Source organism: Altererythrobacter sp. TH136 (assembly GCF_007065885.1).
In the GTDB taxonomy this organism is placed as follows: Bacteria; Pseudomonadota; Alphaproteobacteria; order Sphingomonadales; family Sphingomonadaceae; genus Tsuneonella.
Window position 1 is genome coordinate 531,665 of record NZ_CP041409.1, and the last position, 15,836, is coordinate 547,500.

The 15,836-nt window shown below is 65.8% G+C and carries 15 protein-coding genes and 1 tRNA gene; 2 read left to right on the plus strand and 14 right to left on the minus strand.

Going from position 1 to position 15,836, the window contains the following annotated elements:
- The first annotated feature begins 54 nt into the window (after nt 1-54).
- A tRNA-Lys gene (locus tag C0V74_RS02630) sits at nt 55-130 on the plus strand.
- Nucleotides 131-150: 20 nt separating this feature from the next.
- Here C0V74_RS02630 and C0V74_RS12810 read toward each other — a convergent pair.
- The 4 genes from C0V74_RS12810 to C0V74_RS02645 form a co-directional block, all read right to left on the minus strand.
- The gene (locus C0V74_RS12810; protein WP_168194133.1) at nt 151-315 is read right to left on the minus strand and encodes a hypothetical protein; all 165 of its coding nucleotides are present in this window, start codon (nt 313-315) and stop codon (nt 151-153) included.
- 95 nt (nt 316-410) lie between these two features.
- Nucleotides 411-1,826 carry a dihydrolipoyl dehydrogenase gene (gene lpdA, locus C0V74_RS02635; protein WP_143250497.1) on the minus strand — a complete coding sequence of 472 codons (1,416 nt, stop codon included), beginning with the start codon at nt 1,824-1,826 and terminating at the stop codon, nt 411-413.
- 8 nt (nt 1,827-1,834) lie between these two features.
- Nucleotides 1,835-2,167 (minus strand): hotdog domain-containing protein, encoded by a 333-nt coding sequence (locus C0V74_RS02640; RefSeq protein WP_143252132.1) that lies wholly within the window; start codon nt 2,165-2,167, stop codon nt 1,835-1,837.
- A 41-nt stretch (nt 2,168-2,208) separates the two neighbouring features.
- Nucleotides 2,209-3,591, minus strand: coding sequence for a pyruvate dehydrogenase complex dihydrolipoamide acetyltransferase (locus C0V74_RS02645; RefSeq protein ID WP_143250498.1), 1,383 nt, complete (start codon nt 3,589-3,591; stop codon nt 2,209-2,211).
- Between the two features lie 121 nt (nt 3,592-3,712).
- Here C0V74_RS02645 and C0V74_RS02650 point away from each other — a divergent pair, with 121 nt between their 5' ends.
- The gene (locus C0V74_RS02650; protein ID WP_131625512.1) at nt 3,713-4,165 is read left to right on the plus strand and encodes a universal stress protein; all 453 of its coding nucleotides are present in this window, start codon (nt 3,713-3,715) and stop codon (nt 4,163-4,165) included.
- 16 nt (nt 4,166-4,181) lie between these two features.
- Here the strand turns inward: C0V74_RS02650 and C0V74_RS02655 are convergent, their stop codons facing one another.
- The 10 genes from C0V74_RS02655 to radA all read right to left on the minus strand — a co-directional run bounded on the left by C0V74_RS02655 (nt 4,182) and on the right by radA (nt 15,819).
- Nucleotides 4,182-6,470: a VacB/RNase II family 3'-5' exoribonuclease gene (locus tag C0V74_RS02655; RefSeq protein ID WP_246844938.1), complete on the minus strand. Its 2,289-nt coding sequence runs from the start codon at nt 6,468-6,470 to the stop codon at nt 4,182-4,184.
- Between the two features lie 22 nt (nt 6,471-6,492).
- Nucleotides 6,493-7,827, minus strand: coding sequence for a M28 family peptidase (locus C0V74_RS02660; protein WP_143250499.1), 1,335 nt, complete (start codon nt 7,825-7,827; stop codon nt 6,493-6,495).
- Between the two features lie 49 nt (nt 7,828-7,876).
- Nucleotides 7,877-8,464, minus strand: coding sequence for a DUF805 domain-containing protein (locus C0V74_RS02665; RefSeq protein ID WP_143250500.1), 588 nt, complete (start codon nt 8,462-8,464; stop codon nt 7,877-7,879).
- Between the two features lie 21 nt (nt 8,465-8,485).
- Nucleotides 8,486-10,027 (minus strand): proline--tRNA ligase, encoded by a 1,542-nt coding sequence (gene proS, locus C0V74_RS02670; protein WP_143250501.1) that lies wholly within the window; start codon nt 10,025-10,027, stop codon nt 8,486-8,488.
- 54 nt (nt 10,028-10,081) lie between these two features.
- The gene (gene phaR / locus C0V74_RS02675) at nt 10,082-10,645 is read right to left on the minus strand and encodes a polyhydroxyalkanoate synthesis repressor PhaR (protein ID WP_143250502.1); all 564 of its coding nucleotides are present in this window, start codon (nt 10,643-10,645) and stop codon (nt 10,082-10,084) included.
- 87 nt (nt 10,646-10,732) lie between these two features.
- On the minus strand, nt 10,733-11,773 hold the full coding sequence (locus tag C0V74_RS02680) for an alanine racemase (protein ID WP_143250503.1): 1,041 nt from the start codon (nt 11,771-11,773) through the stop codon (nt 10,733-10,735).
- The gene (locus C0V74_RS02685) at nt 11,770-13,428 is read right to left on the minus strand and encodes an MFS transporter (RefSeq protein ID WP_143250504.1); all 1,659 of its coding nucleotides are present in this window, start codon (nt 13,426-13,428) and stop codon (nt 11,770-11,772) included. The genes C0V74_RS02680 and C0V74_RS02685 overlap by 4 nt, the downstream gene beginning before the upstream one ends.
- Before the next feature lie 39 nt (nt 13,429-13,467).
- Nucleotides 13,468-13,905, minus strand: coding sequence for an iron-sulfur cluster assembly scaffold protein (locus C0V74_RS02690; RefSeq protein WP_143250505.1), 438 nt, complete (start codon nt 13,903-13,905; stop codon nt 13,468-13,470).
- Complete coding sequence (locus C0V74_RS02695; protein WP_131625504.1) at nt 13,902-14,435, minus strand: CvpA family protein; 534 nt, start codon at nt 14,433-14,435, stop codon at nt 13,902-13,904. Before C0V74_RS02695 ends, C0V74_RS02690 begins: the two co-directional genes overlap by 4 nt.
- A gap of 16 nt (nt 14,436-14,451) precedes the next feature.
- Complete coding sequence (gene radA / locus C0V74_RS02700; RefSeq protein WP_143250506.1) at nt 14,452-15,819, minus strand: DNA repair protein RadA; 1,368 nt, start codon at nt 15,817-15,819, stop codon at nt 14,452-14,454.
- Nucleotides 15,820-15,836 lie beyond the last annotated feature (17 nt).

The following is a 15,836-nucleotide window of genomic DNA, read 5'->3' on the forward strand; positions in this document are numbered from 1 at the left end:
GCGGCGCTCCCGGCGATTCGGGGCTGCCGCAAACGGCACGGCCTGACACGGTATGGACGCTTAGCTCAGTTGGTAGAGCAGCTGACTCTTAATCAGCGGGTCGTTGGTTCGAACCCAACAGCGTCCACCACCCTTCCCCCTATCGCCGATTCAGGAACCGGTTTCCTGCTCTGGAATGAGCACGGCGCGATCCTGGTAATCGGCACGCGGGGGGCGCGGCGGGAAGATGCCGAGCGCGGCATTACGGCGGGTGACGAGGTATTCGTAGTCGGAATCCTCACCCATCTGCGGGCGATCTTCGATCTCGTATTCCATGTCCGGTACCTCTCCATCTCCGCAATGCCGGAGAGGTGTGACGGTTCCGCGAATCTGCGCTGGATTGCAGAGATTTGCGCCGAATTGTTCGCCCGTCAGATGTGCAGCGCGCGGCCGTAGGCGGCGAGCACGCTTTCGTGCATCATTTCCGACAACGTCGGATGCGGGAACACGGTCTGCATCAGTTCCGCCTCGGTGGCCTCAAGTGTCTTGCCGACGACATATCCCTGGATCAATTCGGTCACTTCAGCGCCGATCATATGCGCGCCGAGCAGCTCCCCGGTAGCCGCGTCGAACACCGTCTTGATGAAGCCCTCCGCTTCGCCCAGCGCGATCGCCTTGCCGTTGCCGATGAAGGGAAAAGTGCCGACCTTGACCTCGCGCCCGCCCTCTTTCGCCTTGGCTTCCGTCAGCCCGACGCTGGCAATCTGCGGATGGCAGTAAGTGCACCCGGGAATATTCGAACGATCAAGCGGGTGCGGATGGACATCCTTGTTCCCCAGTCCCTGCGCGATCGCCTCCGCGGCAGTGACGCCCTCGTGGCTTGCCTTGTGGGCCAACCAGGGGCCGGGCGTGCAATCGCCGATCGCCCACAGGCCGCCGGACTTCGTTCTGCCATAAGGGTCGATCTGGATGAAGCCGCGGTCCATCTCGACCAACTGGTCGAGGCCAATGCCTTCGGTGTTCGGCACGATGCCGACCGCGACGATGACGTGGCTGAAATCGTGCTGCGCGACCTTGCCCGCCTTGTCCTTGATCCTGGCTCTCACGCCGCCGCCAGATACCTCCAGCGCCTCGACCCCGGCGCCAGTCATGATCGTCATGCCTTGCTTGGTGAGGCTCTTTTCGAGAAATGCAGACACGTCCGGGTCCTCCACCGGCACGATCCGGTCGAGCATCTCTACCACCGTCACCTCGGCGCCCATGTCGTTGTAGAAACTGGCGAACTCGATCCCGATCGCCCCGCTGCCGATCACCAGCAGCTTCCTCGGCATCTCGGCCGGGGTCATCGCGTGGCGGTAGGTCCACACGCGCGCTCCATCGGACTTGGCAAACGGCAGCTCGCGCGCGCGCGCGCCGGTGGCGACGATCACGTGCTTGGCGGAGAGTTTCTCCTCCCCTTTGTCGGACTTGACCGTCAACGAGGTCGGGCCGGTCAGCGTTCCCTCGCCCATGTGCACGGCGATCTTGTTCTTTTTCATCAGGTGCGTGACGCCCTGATTGAGCTGCTTGGCCACTCCGCGGCTGCGTTTGACCACCGCTGCCAAATCTGCCTCGATCGCGCCGGCGACCTTGAGACCGTAATCGGCCGCGTGATCCATGTAGTGCTTGATCTCGGCCGAGCGCAGCAGCGCCTTGGTCGGGATGCAGCCCCAATTGAGGCAGATGCCGCCGAGCAGTTCGCGCTCAACGATCGCGGTCTTGAGACCGAGCTGCGCGCAGCGGATGGCCGCGACGTAGCCGCCCGGGCCGCTGCCGAGCACGATGACGTCGTATGATGTATCAGCCATAAGTCCCTCTAACCGTTGACGGCACGCGGCCGGTCGTTCTCGTCGAGCAGGACGAACTTGAAAGTGCCACGCGACACCAGTTGAGTCGCCTCTCCGTTGCGCTCGCGCGCGATGCCTTCGGCGGTGATGGTCAGCGAGGTCGTGCCGGTCGCCGCGACCGCGCAATAGACGCTAAGCTCGTCCCCCACCGCCATCGCGCCGGGGAAGGCGAAGTCGGTTGCCGAGACGACCACCGCCTTGCCCCGCCCCACCCGGCTGGCCAGCGCGCCGGCGCCGAGCGCCATTTGGCTCATCAACCACCCGCCGAACATCCCACCGTAGGGGTTGGTGTCCGCCGGCATGGCGGTGACGCGGATGAGGGGGTCACGCTGCCAACGGACTGTCAAGCCACCAGCCCCAGCGGTGCCTCGCAGATCTGCTTGAACGCGCTCATCAGCTCCGCACCGGTCGCGCCGTCGATGGCGCGGTGGTCGAAGCTGCCGGTGGCGGTCATCACGGTGGCGACGGCGAGCGCTTCGTCGACCACGTAAGGCCGCTTCTGGCCCGTGCCGACGGCCATGATCATGCCTTGCGGCGGGTTGATCACCGCCTCGAACTGCTTGATCCCGTACATGCCTAGGTTGGACAGGCTGGCGGTGCCGCCCTGGTATTCGTGCGGCTGCAGCTTACCCTCGCGCGCCTTGCCGGCGAGGTCCTTCATTTCGTTAGCAATTGCGCTGACCGACTTGGCGCCGGCGTCGACTACGATCGGCGTGATCAGGCCGCTGGGCGCGGCAACCGCGACCGAGATGTCAGCTCGGGTGAAGCGGCGAAGCGTATCGCCGCCAAAGCTAACGTTGCACGCGGGGACCTGCATCAGCGCCTTGGCAAGCGCCTTGATCAGCAAGTCATTAACGGAGAGCTTGACCCCCTGCGCCTCCAGGGCGGCGTTGAGTTCAGCCCGCAGCTTGAGAAGAGGATCAAGCCGCACGTCGATCGCGAGATAGTAATGCGGAACGGTCTGCTTGGATTCGGTCAGGCGGCGCGCGATTACCTTGCGCACGTTCGACAGCTTCTCGTCCTCGTGCGGAATACCGAAGTCGGGCAAAGCTGTGGGGGCCGACGAGACGGTGCCGGTTTCAGTGGGCGCCTGGGCCTGGGCGGGTGATGCCTTCGCCTGTGCCGGGGTGGCGGCGGCCCCTTCGACATCCGACTTCACGATGCGCCCGTTGGGACCGGAGCCGCTAAGCGAGGCCAGATCGACGCCTTTCTGCTGAGCGATGCGCTTGGCGAGGGGGGAGGCGATTATTCTATCCCCATCCGTCGCCTTAGCATGGTCTGGGGCCTTGGTGGGCTGGGCGGAAGGCCGCGTATTTGTCGACGACTCCACAGCCTTCGCTGGAGCGACGGGATTGTCTTCCGAAGCAGCGCGCGCAGGCTCTGGCTCCTCCCCCGGTTCGGTTGGTTCGGGCGCACCGGTGATCGCGGTGCCCTTGCTCTCGGCTGCCTTGGCCGCCGGAGCGGAGGCTGCGCCGGCGTCTTCCCCCTCGCCCGCCAGCAGCGCGATCACAGTGCCGACCTTAACACCCTCGGTGCCTTCGGCCACCTCGATCTTCGCGATCGTGCCTTCGTCAACCGCTTCGAATTCCATGGTCGCCTTGTCGGTCTCGATCTCGGCCATCACGTCGCCGGCGGCGACCGTGTCGCCTTCCTTGACCAGCCATTTGGCGAGCGTGCCCTCCTCCATCGTCGGCGACAACGCAGGCATCTTGATCGGCGTGGGCATGGTTTTCCTTCACTGGGGAGTGACGCCCGCCCGCTTTGGCAAAGCCGTAGCGTCACGGCAAGCCGCTTGCCCTGACGCTCCTTTGCGCCGATACCTTGGCTCACGCAAAGGGGTGGGATCGATGCGCGTCTATCTGGTGATCATGGACGAGACCGAGGAAGCGGTGCGCGCGCTGCGTTTCGCCTCGCGCCGCGCGACCAAGACCGGCGGGGCGGTTCACATCCTCGCGCTGGTGCCGCGCGAAAGCTTCAACGCGTTCGGTGCCGTGCAGGCGACGATCGAGGAAGAAGCCCGCGACCGGGCGGAAATGGTCGCCAGCAGCGCCGCCGGATCGCTGTTCGCCGAAAGCGGCAAGATGCCAGTGATCTCGGTCCGCACGGGCGATGCGCAAGGCGTGATCAAGGACTATCTGGCCGAACACCCAGAGGTCGCCGCGCTGGTGCTGGGCGCCGCGAGCGAAGGCGGGCCGGGCCCGCTGGTCACGCACTTTTCATCCCACATCGGCGCGTTGACCTGCCCGCTGTTCATCGTGCCCGGCACGCTGACAGATGAGGACATCGACCGCCTGAGCTAGGCGGCGTCTGCGCCAATCAACGTTTGCCCCGCCCCTGATGGCGGATGTTGCCGGGACGGCCTCGCTTGCCCTGCGGGTGCTGGCCGGCGGGCGACTTGCGCTTGTCGCGCGGCGCGGGCCGGTTGCCGCGCGGCTCAACCCGCGCGTCGCCGTCGGGCAGTTCGAACTTGAGTGCACCAGTCAGCGGGTTTGCCTCCCCCAGCCGCAGTTGCAGGCGGTCACCTGGGGCGTAGCTGGTGCCGCTGTCGTCACCCACCAGTCGCTGGGCACCCTCCTCCCACCGGAAATGCTCGCGCCCGAGAGTGGACACCGGCACCAACCCGTCGCCGCCAAGGCCCACGATGGTCGCGAAGAAACCGAAGCTCTGCACGCCGGTGATGCGCGTTTCGAACACCTCGCCCACGCGGCCCGCGAGCCAGGCAGCGACGTAGCGGTCGATAGTATCGCGCTCCGCTTCCATCGCACGGCGCTCGGTTTTGCTGATCGCCTCGGAAATCTTGCCGAGATCCTCACGGTCGCGGTCTGACAGGCCGCTGTGCTCCGGCAGGTGCTTGGGAGCGGGCTGCTCCAGCTTGTAGGCGTCGACCAGCGCGCGGTGGACCAGCAGGTCGGCATAGCGGCGGATCGGCGAAGTGAAGTGCGCGTAGGAGCCGAGCGCGAGTCCGAAGTGCCCCATGTTGTCTGGCCCGTAGTACGCCTGCGTCTGGCTGCGCAGAACAGCCTCCATCACCTGTGCCTTTTCGCTCTCGTCGCCGATATCCTTGAGCAGGCGGTTGAACAGCCCCGGCGTGACCACCTGTCCGAGCGCGAGGGAATGGCCAAACGTCTTCATGTAATCGCGCAAGGTAATCAGTTTCTCGCGCCCTGGCTGCTCGTGGACCCGGTAGACTACCGGCGCGGTCTTGGCCTCCAGCGCCTTGGCGGCGGCGACGTTGGCGGCGATCATGAAGTCTTCCACGACCCGGTGCGCATCAAGCCGTTCGCGCACTGCGATCTCGGCGATCTTGCCTTCCGCGTCGAGACGCACCTGGCGCTCGGGCAGCTCCAGTTCCAGCGGATCGCGCGCCTGTCGGGCCGCGAACAGCAGCTTCCACGCATCCCACAGGTTGGTGAGATGAGCGGGCGCGTTCCCGCCGTCGATTGCCGCCTGCGCGTCTTGGTAGGCGATGTTACGCGCGATGCGCACTAGCGCACGGGTGAAGCGCCACTTGGTCACCTTGCCTTCGGGCGAGATGCGCATGTGGCAGGCCATCGCCGCCCGGTCCTCGCCTTCTTTCAGCGAGCAGACGTCGGCGCTGAGCACTTCGGGCAGCATCGGCACGACGCGGTCGGGGAAATAGACCGAGTTGCCGCGCTTCCGCGCCTCGCGGTCAATCTGGCTGCCCGGGCGGACGTAGAAGCTGACATCGGCGATCGCGACGATAGCGTTGAAGCCGCCCTCCCCGTCAGGCTCGGCCCAGATAGCATCGTCGTGGTCGCGCGCGTCGGTCGGATCGATGGCGACGATCGGGACGGCGCGCAGGTCCTCGCGGTGGTCGGGCGACAGCGGTTCGGTCGCAGCCTGCTCGGCTTCAGCCAGCGCTTCCTCAGGGAAGATGTGCGGGATGCCGTGCTTGGCGATGGCGATCAAACTGAACGATTTCGGGGCCAGGGGATCGCCGATCACCTCGGTCACCTTGACGCCCGAGCGAGGCGACTTGCCTGCCGGCTCGGCGATCACAAGCTGACCTTCCTCTGCCCCGCCAAGATCGGCAATCGGCGAGGACGAGCGCACCCGCTTGTCCACCGGCGCGAGCCAGCCCTTGCCGCTGGCGTCGATCTCCACCACCCCCATCAATCCCTCGGTGCGGGCGGGCAGTTTTTTCATCACGTAGGCGCGGTAGCCGTTGCCCGCCTCCTCGGTGCGGGCGAGCACGCGATCGCCGATCTTCAGCGCGGGGAAGCGGTTGCCATTCTTGCCCCCTTTCTTTCCCTCGATCACCCGGATGCGCGGAGGGGGCGCGCCGTCGTCCGGGCTCCAGGCGTCGGGGATCGCGAAGGGTTCGCCGTCCTCGATCTCGGCAATGCGCAGAGTGGTGACCTTTGGCACACCGCCCATGCGGTGATAGGCTGTTTTCTTGCCGTCGATCAGGCCTTCCTCGGCCATGTCCTTGAGCAACGCCTTGAGGGCGATCTTCTCCTGACCCTGCAAGCCAAACGCCTTGGCGATCTCGCGCTTGCCGGCGATCTGGTCGCTGGTCTGGAGAAATTCGAGGATTTGCGCCCGGGTGGGCATTCCGGGCTGGCGATTACGGGTACTGCTCATTATCCCCGATATGGGGCCGCAGCTAGTCCTTGTCACCCTTGGCGCTGGCGAGCGGTCGAAACCCTCCGCCAGGCACCGCGCTGGCGACGGGGCTGCACAGTCCATCGGCCGAACAGGCGCTGACGCCGAACACCCAGTCGTCTCCGCGCACGCCTTCCAGCTTGGCGCTGGTGGCGACGATCTTGCCGATGACCGGTTCCGCGGGCCAATTCGCCTCGTCGGTGCGGCGCTGCCAGACGGAGTAGTTCGCCGCGCCCGGCACTTCGGCCCATTTTACGGTCGTGAATGTCTGCACGGCGGCCTCGGCGGTCGGCACCGGCGGGGCGGGCGTCCGCGCGAGGCGGTCAAGCATGCGAACGTTGAGCGCGGTCACCTTGGCTAGGTAGGGGAAGTCCATCGCCTCGATCGTGTCCCCATACACCGTGCCGCCTTCCGTCCGCAGATCCTGGTGCTGATGCTCGTAATCTTCGACTGCCACTGAAAAGCGGATCGCGGGGTAGCCCTTGTCGAGGTATGGCAGGTGATCGCCGCCGCGCCCCATGCGATCGGCGCGCCAGATCTGGCGGACCTCCAGCACATTGTCGTCGAGCCCGGCCGCGTAACGCGACAAATTGCGGCTGGGCGAATCGTTCTCGCCCCCATCACGGCGCTGCGCGGCGCGGGTCTTGTCGTCGAGATCGGCGCGCGGTCCTTCAGAGAAAACCCGCACGTGATCAGGGTCGCAGTACCCGTCGGAGCCGCATGAATTACCGACGATGTCGTTGTTGAGCACCGCCTTGACCTGCCACCCCTGCTCGGCCGCATAATCCGCCAGAAGCTGCCCGCCATAGAGCCCCTGCTCCTCGCCCGAGAGCAGGGCGTAGACGATCGTCACCGGGTACGTGCTCTTCGACAGCAGTCGCGCGGATTCCAGCACCAGCGCCACCCCGCTGCCGTCGTCGTTCGCGCCCGGCGCGTCGGAGGTGAAGTCCATCACGTCGGTCACGCGGCTGTCGATGTGCCCCTGGACGATGACCACTTCGCCTGGCCGCTCGGTCCCGCGCTGGATCGCCACCACGTTCACCAGCCGCGTCGGGGTCGGCACCCGCGCGCCTTCCACCATGCGTTCGGGCAGGACAATGGACAGGCAGCCGCCGCACGCCTGGCTGGTCTTGCGGAACTCCGCTTCTCCCCACCGGCGGGCGGCGCCGATGCCGCGCGCGGGATTGTCCTGCTCCGACATCGTATGTCGGGTGCCGAAGCTGACCAGTTTCTCGATATCGGCCCGCAGCCGCGCTTCGGATACCGCAGCGGAGGGAGTCTGGGCGGCGGCAGGAATGGCGACCAGACCGGCTGCCAGAAGAAGGATTGTGCGCATCAGCCCTTGTTCCGCGCCCGGCGCGGCAACGCAAGCCGCAATTGCGCGATCAGAATCGGACCGGCACCTCGCCGAAGCGGTTCTGACCGGGGGTCGATCGCAGCAACCCGATTACGATCACGAGCACGACCGGCACGTAGCCCAGCAGGCTCTGCCGCGCCAATTGCGCCTGCGCTTCGACTGCGCTCGCCGGATTGGACGTGCTCGACATCTGGCGCATCACCTCGACCATCTGGTCGGCGCTCGACCAGTTCTGCCATAGCGAAAACAGGTAGATCGCTCCCACGAGCGCGGCCCACAGCCCGGACTGGCCGCTGTTGTGCAACCGGCGGACGAGCGCCGCTGCCAGCAAAACGACATTCACCAGCCCCAGCACGATGCCGGCGATGATCATCGAGCGCATGGACCCCGCCATGCCCACCATCGCCGCTGCCTGGGCTGCTGCTGGATCCCCGCCGCTCCTGGTAGCTTCCAGTGCAGTCGTCGTCGCGCTGATGGTGGCCGGCAGGCTCATCGCCAGACCGACAACGATGTTGAGGATAAACAATGCCAGGAACCAGTACCAGAAGGTCTGGCGCGCATCCCGGCCGCTGAAGTCAGCGAGATGGCTCAGGTGGTAGCGCACAGCTTGCAGCATCGGATGGCCCTCGGTTGTTTCTCAGTAAGCCCGCGCGACCAGCACGCGCTCCACGGCTGGCTCTCCGGTGAAGACGCAGGCCCCGTCAGCCGGATCACTATCGGCTGGCACGTTGCGCAAGGTCAGCTTGAGCGCCTTCAGCCGCTCGGCCACGGCATCGAGCGCCGCGCCCGTCGGCTTTGACCACTGCACCTCCACCCAGCCGGGGTTCTTCACCTCGTCGGAAAAGGCCGCCTCGATCTCGGTGAACGAATTCACTCCGCGAGTGATGCGCTGGTCTCGATCGGCCTTTGCCGAGGCAAGCAACGACGCCTGCATCTCGGTCAGCATCGCCGGAATGGACTGCGCCGCGTCTTCCAGCGAAGGCGCGGCGAATGCCGGCTTGCCGTTTTCAGTCCACAATGCGTCGCGGCGCAGCAGGCTGACCTTGCCATCGGTCATGTCGCGCTGACCGACCTCGACGATCAGAGGGGCGCCCTTGCGGACCCAGTCCCACCGCTTGGCCGCCGCCTTGCCAGGCTTGATATCCAGCAGCGCGCGCACCGGCTCACCCAGCGCGGTCTGTGCCGCAAGCTGTGCACGCAGGCTTTCGCAATACGCGATCAACGCCGCGTCGCCATCGTCCTCGCGCAGCATCGGCACAATGACGACCTGCCAGGGGGCGATCCGCGGCGGCACCTTCAGCCCATCGTCATCGCCGTGAACCATAATCACCCCGCCGATCATCCGGGTAGACACGCCCCAGCTGGTGGTGTGCGCCAGTTGCTGGCCGCCGTCGCGGTCCTGAAACTTGATCCCGCTCGCCTGCGCGAAATTGGTGCCGAGATAATGGCTGGTGCCGGCTTGCAGCGCCTTGCCGTCCTGCATCATCGCCTCGATCGACCAGGTTTCGACCGCGCCGGGGAAGCGTTCGTTCTCGGGCTTTTCGCCCGCGATCACCGGCAGCGCGAGGTCTTCTTCGGCGCAGGCGCGATAGACTTCCAGCATGCGCAGCGTGTGTTTCTTCGCCTCGGCCGCGGTTTCGTGGGCGGTGTGGCCCTCCTGCCAAAGAAACTCGCTGGTGCGGAGGAACATGCGGGTGCGCATCTCCCACCGCACCACGTTGGCCCATTGGTTGAGCTTCAGCGGCAGGTCGCGCCACGATTGGACCCAACGCGCCATCGCGTCGCCGATGATCGTTTCCGACGTCGGGCGGACAACCAGCGGCTCTTCCAGCTTGGCTTCGGGATCGGGCACCAGTCCGCCCTTGCCATCGGCGATCAACCGGTGGTGCGTGACCACCGCCATCTCCTTGGCAAACCCTTCGACGTGCTCCGCCTCGCGTTCGAAGTTCTTGAGAGGGATGAATAACGGAAAGTACGCGTTGTCGTGGCCGGTCGCCTTGATCCGGTCATCGAGCAGGCGCTGGATACGCTCCCAGATGCCATAACCCCACGGCTTGATCACCATGCACCCGCGCACACCCGATTCCTCGGCCATGTCGGCGGCGGAAATCACCTCCTGATACCATTGGGCGAAGTCGTCGGCGCGCTTGATCGAAAGGGCGTGGCGGATCTGAGACACGGGATGGGTACTTTCAGGAACGGACGGGTCGCGGGCGCCTAGCGGCGGGGGCGGCTATTTGCCAAGCTCATCAAGCTTCCTCTGCATCGCGGCCATCTGCGCGCGCAGTTCGTCCAGCTCGTCCGCCCTGGGCGGAGCAGGTTCTGCTTCGTTCGTCGCTTCGGGCTTGCGCGGCATCAGGGCGTCGGCGGCGGCCCGCATCATTGCCATATTGGTCTCGGCCATCTTGGCGAAGGGGTTGGACCCCGCGCGGGCATGCAGCGCCTCGGCCACCTTGGCCTGGTTGTCGCGGAAGTTGCTCATCATAGCGTCGAGGTAGGCTGGCATCATCGACTGCATCGAATTGCCATACATGCCGATCAATTGGCGCAGGAAGCTGATCGGCAGCATCTGCTCGCCTCCGCTCGACTCCTCCTCCATGATGATCTGGGTCAGGATAGTATGGGTAAGGTCTTCGCCCGACTTCGCGTCAAGCACCCTGAAGTCGACCCCTTCGCGGGTCATCCGAGCCAGATCTTCCAACGTGATATAGCTTGACGACGCCGTGTTATAGAGCCGCCGGTTGGCGTATTTCTTGATGATGGTCGCACCGTCCGCGCTGTCGTTCCGCTTGGCCATCGTTTGAAATCCTTCGCTGCTGCAAGAGTTGCTTAGCACTTGCAGCATTGAAGCTTCAATAATGCTGCACCCGTTGTGCGCAGCAATTCAAGCGCGGTAACGCTGGCCGAGGGTTGTCAGCAGCTCGTATTGCGACAGACTCGAACGTTCCGAGGCGGCGGGAAGATAATACGGGACGTCAACCCACTCGCCCTCGCGTGCACCCGGAGCGGCAGCGAGATCGACCACCACCATGTCCATCGACACCTTGCCGAGCAGTGGCAATTTAGCGCCTTCGTAGCGCAGATAACCGCGAGCGCCCCAGCAGCGCAGGAAGCCGTCGGCATAACCCAGCGACACCACTCCGACGCGCATCGGCCGGCTGGCAACAAAAGCCGCGTTATAGCCAACGCCTTCGCCAGCCTCGATCTGGCGAACCTGCAGGATCGCCGCGCGCGGATATGCCACCTGGCGGATCGCGGCGACCAGCTCAGCGCGCGGGATACCGCCGTAAAGCGCCAGCCCGGGCCGCGTTACGTCGAATGCGTAAGCATCACCCAGCCCGATACCGGCGCTGTTGGCCAGGCTGCGGCGGCGGGCTGGTACCGCGGCGCTTACGTCACGAAAGCGGGCGAGTTGCTCAGCGTTTTGCGGCACGTCCTCATCGGCCGAGGCCAGGTGCGACATCAGCGTATCGACCGCCAGCCTGGCGACCAGCGGATCGCCCAGGTCGCTCAGCGCCAGTCCCAAACGGTTGATGCCGGTGTCGACCATCAGGTCGCAAGGGCCCCCGCCCGTGTTCACCCAGCGCGCGCCCTGCGCGAGGCTGTTGAGCACGGGGCGCACGCCAGTCGCGCGCGCGAACCGGCAGTCGGCCTCGCTCATCGGCCCGTGCAGGACTGCAATCCGGTCTGCGGGAACATGCGCCAGGACGGCAGGCACCTCGCTCCAATGCGCGACCAGGAAATCGCGCGCGCCGGCCTGCGCCAGAACCGGCACGACGTTGCCGACTCCCAGGCCATAGGCGTCCGCCTTGACCGCCGCACCCGCCCGGGCGGCGCCCGAGAGGCGGTCGAGTGACCGCCAGTTGTCCGCCAGCGCCGCGGTATCGAGATCGAGCCGCAGGCTGGGCGGCGGAAGCATTGTCATGGGCGGTTCGGCGCCACCGGCGGGTTATCGGTCGAAGCTTCGAAATCCCGCGGCTTGCCACCGGGAATGCCCCACCACGCGACCAGCAACCCGAACGCCACCACACCCCACGTATACCAGAGCCCGGCATAGGCGTTGCCGGTGGTGGCGACAATGTAGCTGGCTATCAGGGGAAGGAACCCGCCGAGATACCCGGCACCGATGTGGTAGGGGATCGACATGGAGCTGTAACGAATTTGCGGCGGAAACATCTCTGCCAGCAGGGCCGCTACTGAGCCGTAGGTGAGCGCCGACAAGAGGCCCAGCCCGCACAGCAGCGCGATGATACCAAGAATGCTGGCAAGCGGCGGCGTCTGCTTGGCAAAGTCATAACCCTGCTGCTCCAGCAGGCTCTGGACCGCCGCCTTCTGCGCGGCGTCGTCGGCTGCGCCGAACGCGGCGAGTTCGGTCCGGGCATCGCCCACTGAAAGCCGAGCGCTGCCGTAAGGATCGGCCACATCGTATGCGACCCCCAGTGCGGTGAGATCGGCCAGCAGACGGCCACACTCGGTTGCCTGCTTGCTGGCGAACGGATCGTAGGTGCATCCCTCGCCCGACACGACCACCGGCGCACGTTCGGCGCTGGCCGACAGGCCGGGATTGGCAAGCGCCCCGATGGCCCAGAACAGCGGAAACAGCAGCACCAGGCTGGCCGCCGCGCCGAGAATGATCGGGGTCTTGCGCCCGATGCGGTCTGACCATCGGCCAACCAGAAGATAGAACACCATCGAGATGCCGGCAGAGATCAGCATCACCATTTCCACGGTCGTGTCGTCCACTCGCATCGGGCCGCGCAGGAAGCTCATCCCGGAAAAGAACGCGGTGTACCAGATCGTTGTGAGCACCCCGGTGATGCCGAACAGGGCCACGAAAATGCGCTTCTTGTTACCGGGGTAGGTGAAGCTTTCGACGAACGGGTTCTTCACCATCTCGCCCGATGCCTTCATCGCCTGGAAAACGGGGCTTTCCGACAGCTTCAGACGCATCCACAAGCTGATGCCGAGCAGGATCAGGCTGAGTAGAAAGGGTACGCGCCAGCCCCAGGCGGCGAAATCGTCCTCCGGGATGAAGGCGCGGCAGGCGACGACCACGACGATCGACAGCACGAACCCGCCGACCACGCTCGCTTGAATAAACGAGGTGTAGAACCCCCGCTTTTCCGGCGGGGCGTGTTCCGCGACATAGACCGCCGCGCCGCCGTACTCTCCGCCCAGTGCAAGCCCTTGGAGAATTCGGAGGAAGATCACGATCGCCGGCGCCGCCACCCCGATAACAGCGGCTTCGGGGATCAGCCCCACGCCCGCGGTGGCAACGCCCATCAGAGTGACGGTGACCAGGAACGTGTACTTGCGCCCTAACCGGTCGCCCAAGTACCCGAACAGGATCGCACCGAGCGGCCGGAACCCGAAGCCGACCGCGAACCCGGCCCACACCAGCAACAACTGCAGCGTTTCATTGTCCGCTGGGAAGAACGCCTTGCCGATCAGCGCGGCGAGCGTCCCGTAGATGAAGAAATCATACCACTCGAACACGGTCCCGGCGGACGACGCGGCGATCACCAAGCGGATTTCGCGCGCGCTCGGTTCCGGCGCGGCGGTGACGGCAGTAGCGCTCATGACGGCAGCCTTGCTCCCCTTCCCTCAAGGAGACGCGCTCTAGCTGTCCGCAGTTTCCTTGGGAAGCGCGGCCAGCGCGGCGTTCCACGCCAACGGAATGGCGCCGTGCCGTCCGGGATAATCGATCGCAGGCGCCAGCGCCTCGATCCCGGGCCAGACGGGCGGCGGCCCCTGACTAGCCAGCCAGACCGTGATCGCGTCGCGCGCCGCCTCGATTTCGCCGCGTGTGCGCCCGGCGGCATGCGCGACGAAGATCGCCGCGGCGGCTTGCCCGACGGCGCAGGCAGTGACGCGCAGGCCTGGGGCGCTGATCTGATCTCCATGCACGGTGCCAGAAAAAACGACCCGACCGCCGCATGTCGGAGAGCGGGCCTCACCGGTGCAACCGGAAGCCGGATCGAACGGGAACCGCGCCAGCGAAACCGCCAGCTTCAGCAATTCGGGTGTGTAAAGCACCGACCCGGGCCGAGCGGTCATCGGCTCTGGTCGCGGATCACGGAATCGCTGTTGGCAACGGACTCGTTGCGGTTCTCGATCATCTTGACCAGCGCATCGGCGCTGGCGTTGATCAGCGGATACGTGCGCGCCTGCTTGATCCAGTCGGGACGACCCGCGATGCCCCAGGCTGCATCGTAGCCGAGCACCAGCAGCGCAAAACCGCAGGTCACGACGACCGCCCCCTTGATCGCGCCGAACCCGAAGCCGAGCACCCGATCGATCGGACCGAGCATCGAAGCGCGAGAGCTTTCGCCCAGCCGACCCGCGATTAGCTTCATGCCCGCGTACGGGATCAACAGCAGCATGGCGAAGGCCAGGGTCGCCGCCCCGGTTGGGTTGCCGATCTTGGGCACCAGCCAATCGTACAGCGGCGTGTGAAGGTTGTGAATTGCGAGAATCGCGACCGCCCAAGCGACCAGCGACAGCACTTCCTGCACGAAACCGCGCATGAAGCCGCCTACCGCCGCTACCGCAACGATCAGCAGTACGATGATGTCGAAACCCGTCATACGATCTTCGGAACGACTATGCCTCTGCCACGACCCGGTCAACGAGATTGCCCAGCCGCCGTAGCCCGCGATAGTTAAGTCCGGATGAACCCGGCTCGACATCGGCCGGCCCGAAACCAAGGTTGAAACCCAGCTTTGCCGCTTCGCGCAAGCGCAGCCCGGCGTGTGACACCGGGCGTATTTCACCCGCCAGCGACACCTCGCCGAACCACACGGCGTGGGTCGCCAGCGGCTTGTCCGCCAGCGCGGAAACCAGCGCGGCGGCCACTGCAAGGTCGGCGGCTGGGTCCGACAGGCGATAGCCGCCCGCGACGTTCAGATAGACCTCGGCCGAGCTGAAATTCAGCCCGCAGCGCGATTCCAGCACCGCCAGCAGCATCGCTAGCCGCCCCGTGTCCCAGCCCACGACCGCGCGGCGCGGGGTAGCGCCCGATTGCAGGCGCACGATCAGCGCCTGGATCTCCACCAGCACCGGCCGGGTACCCTCCAGGGCGGGGAACACCGCGCTGCCCGCCAGCGGTTCGTCGCGCCCGGTAAGGAACAGCAGCGACGGGTTGGCGACTTCTTCCAGCCCCGCCCCTGCCATCGCGAAAACGCCGATCTCGTCGATCGCGCCGAACCGGTTCTTAAGCGCGCGAAGGATGCGGTACTGGTGGCTGCGCTCCCCTTCGAAGCTCATCACCACATCGACCATATGTTCGAGCACGCGGGGCCCGGCGATCGACCCGTCCTTGGTCACGTGGCCCACCAGTACCAGCGCGACGCCATTCTCCTTGGCGTAGCGGATCAGCTCGAACGCGCACCCGCGAACCTGGCTGACCGTCCCCGGCGCCCCCTCGATCGTGTCGGAGTGCATCGTCTGGATCGAATCAATGACCAGCAGCGCAGGCGGTGCCGACTGCCCCAGGGTGGTAAGGATATCGCGCACACCGGTGGCCGACGCGAGCTTGATCGGCGCGTCCGACAAGCCCAGCCGGCCTGCACGCATACGGACCTGCCCCGCGGCCTCTTCTCCACTGACATAGACCACGCCAGCGCCCGTTCGGGCCACCGCTCCGGCCGATTGCAGCAACAGGGTCGACTTGCCGATCCCCGGATCGCCGCCCATCAGGATGGCGGAACCGGGCACCAGCCCGCCGCCCAGCGCACGGTCGAACTCGGCCAGACCGGTGGGCAGCCGCACCAGCGGCTCCGTCGGCGTATTGAGCGCCTCGAACTTGATCGCGCGCCCGCCCGCCGACAGGTCGTGCTTCAGCGAAAACACCGTAGCGGGCGCATCCTCGATTAGAGTGTTCCACTCCGCGCAATCGGCGCACTGCCCCTGCCAGCGGCTGCTGACCGAACCGCAGGCCTGGCATACGTATCGCCGCTTCGTCTTGACCATGCGGGTTCGCCTAACGG

Excerpts from the sequence above, each read along its gene's own strand:
- C0V74_RS02690 (WP_143250505.1), bottom strand. The coding sequence starts at position 13,905 with ATGACCGCTCGGCCCGGGTCGGTGCTTTACACACCCGAATTGCTGAAG.
- phaR (WP_143250502.1), bottom strand. The coding sequence starts at position 10,645 with ATGGCCAAGCGGAACGACAGCGCGGACGGTGCGACCATCATCAAGAAA.
- C0V74_RS02695 (WP_131625504.1), bottom strand. The coding sequence starts at position 14,435 with ATGACGGGTTTCGACATCATCGTACTGCTGATCGTTGCGGTAGCGGCG.
- C0V74_RS12810 (WP_168194133.1), bottom strand. The coding sequence starts at position 315 with ATGGAATACGAGATCGAAGATCGCCCGCAGATGGGTGAGGATTCCGAC.
- C0V74_RS02640 (WP_143252132.1), bottom strand. The coding sequence starts at position 2,167 with ATGCCGGCGGACACCAACCCCTACGGTGGGATGTTCGGCGGGTGGTTG.
- radA (WP_143250506.1), bottom strand. The coding sequence starts at position 15,819 with ATGGTCAAGACGAAGCGGCGATACGTATGCCAGGCCTGCGGTTCGGTC.
- lpdA (WP_143250497.1), bottom strand. The coding sequence starts at position 1,826 with ATGGCTGATACATCATACGACGTCATCGTGCTCGGCAGCGGCCCGGGC.
- C0V74_RS02645 (WP_143250498.1), bottom strand. The coding sequence starts at position 3,591 with ATGCCCACGCCGATCAAGATGCCTGCGTTGTCGCCGACGATGGAGGAG.
- C0V74_RS02660 (WP_143250499.1), bottom strand. The coding sequence starts at position 7,827 with ATGCGCACAATCCTTCTTCTGGCAGCCGGTCTGGTCGCCATTCCTGCC.
- C0V74_RS02685 (WP_143250504.1), bottom strand. The coding sequence starts at position 13,428 with ATGAGCGCTACTGCCGTCACCGCCGCGCCGGAACCGAGCGCGCGCGAA.
- C0V74_RS02665 (WP_143250500.1), bottom strand. The coding sequence starts at position 8,464 with ATGCTGCAAGCTGTGCGCTACCACCTGAGCCATCTCGCTGACTTCAGC.
- C0V74_RS02680 (WP_143250503.1), bottom strand. The coding sequence starts at position 11,773 with ATGACAATGCTTCCGCCGCCCAGCCTGCGGCTCGATCTCGATACCGCG.
- C0V74_RS02650 (WP_131625512.1), top strand. The coding sequence starts at position 3,713 with ATGCGCGTCTATCTGGTGATCATGGACGAGACCGAGGAAGCGGTGCGC.
- C0V74_RS02655 (WP_246844938.1), bottom strand. The coding sequence starts at position 6,470 with ATGAGCAGTACCCGTAATCGCCAGCCCGGAATGCCCACCCGGGCGCAA.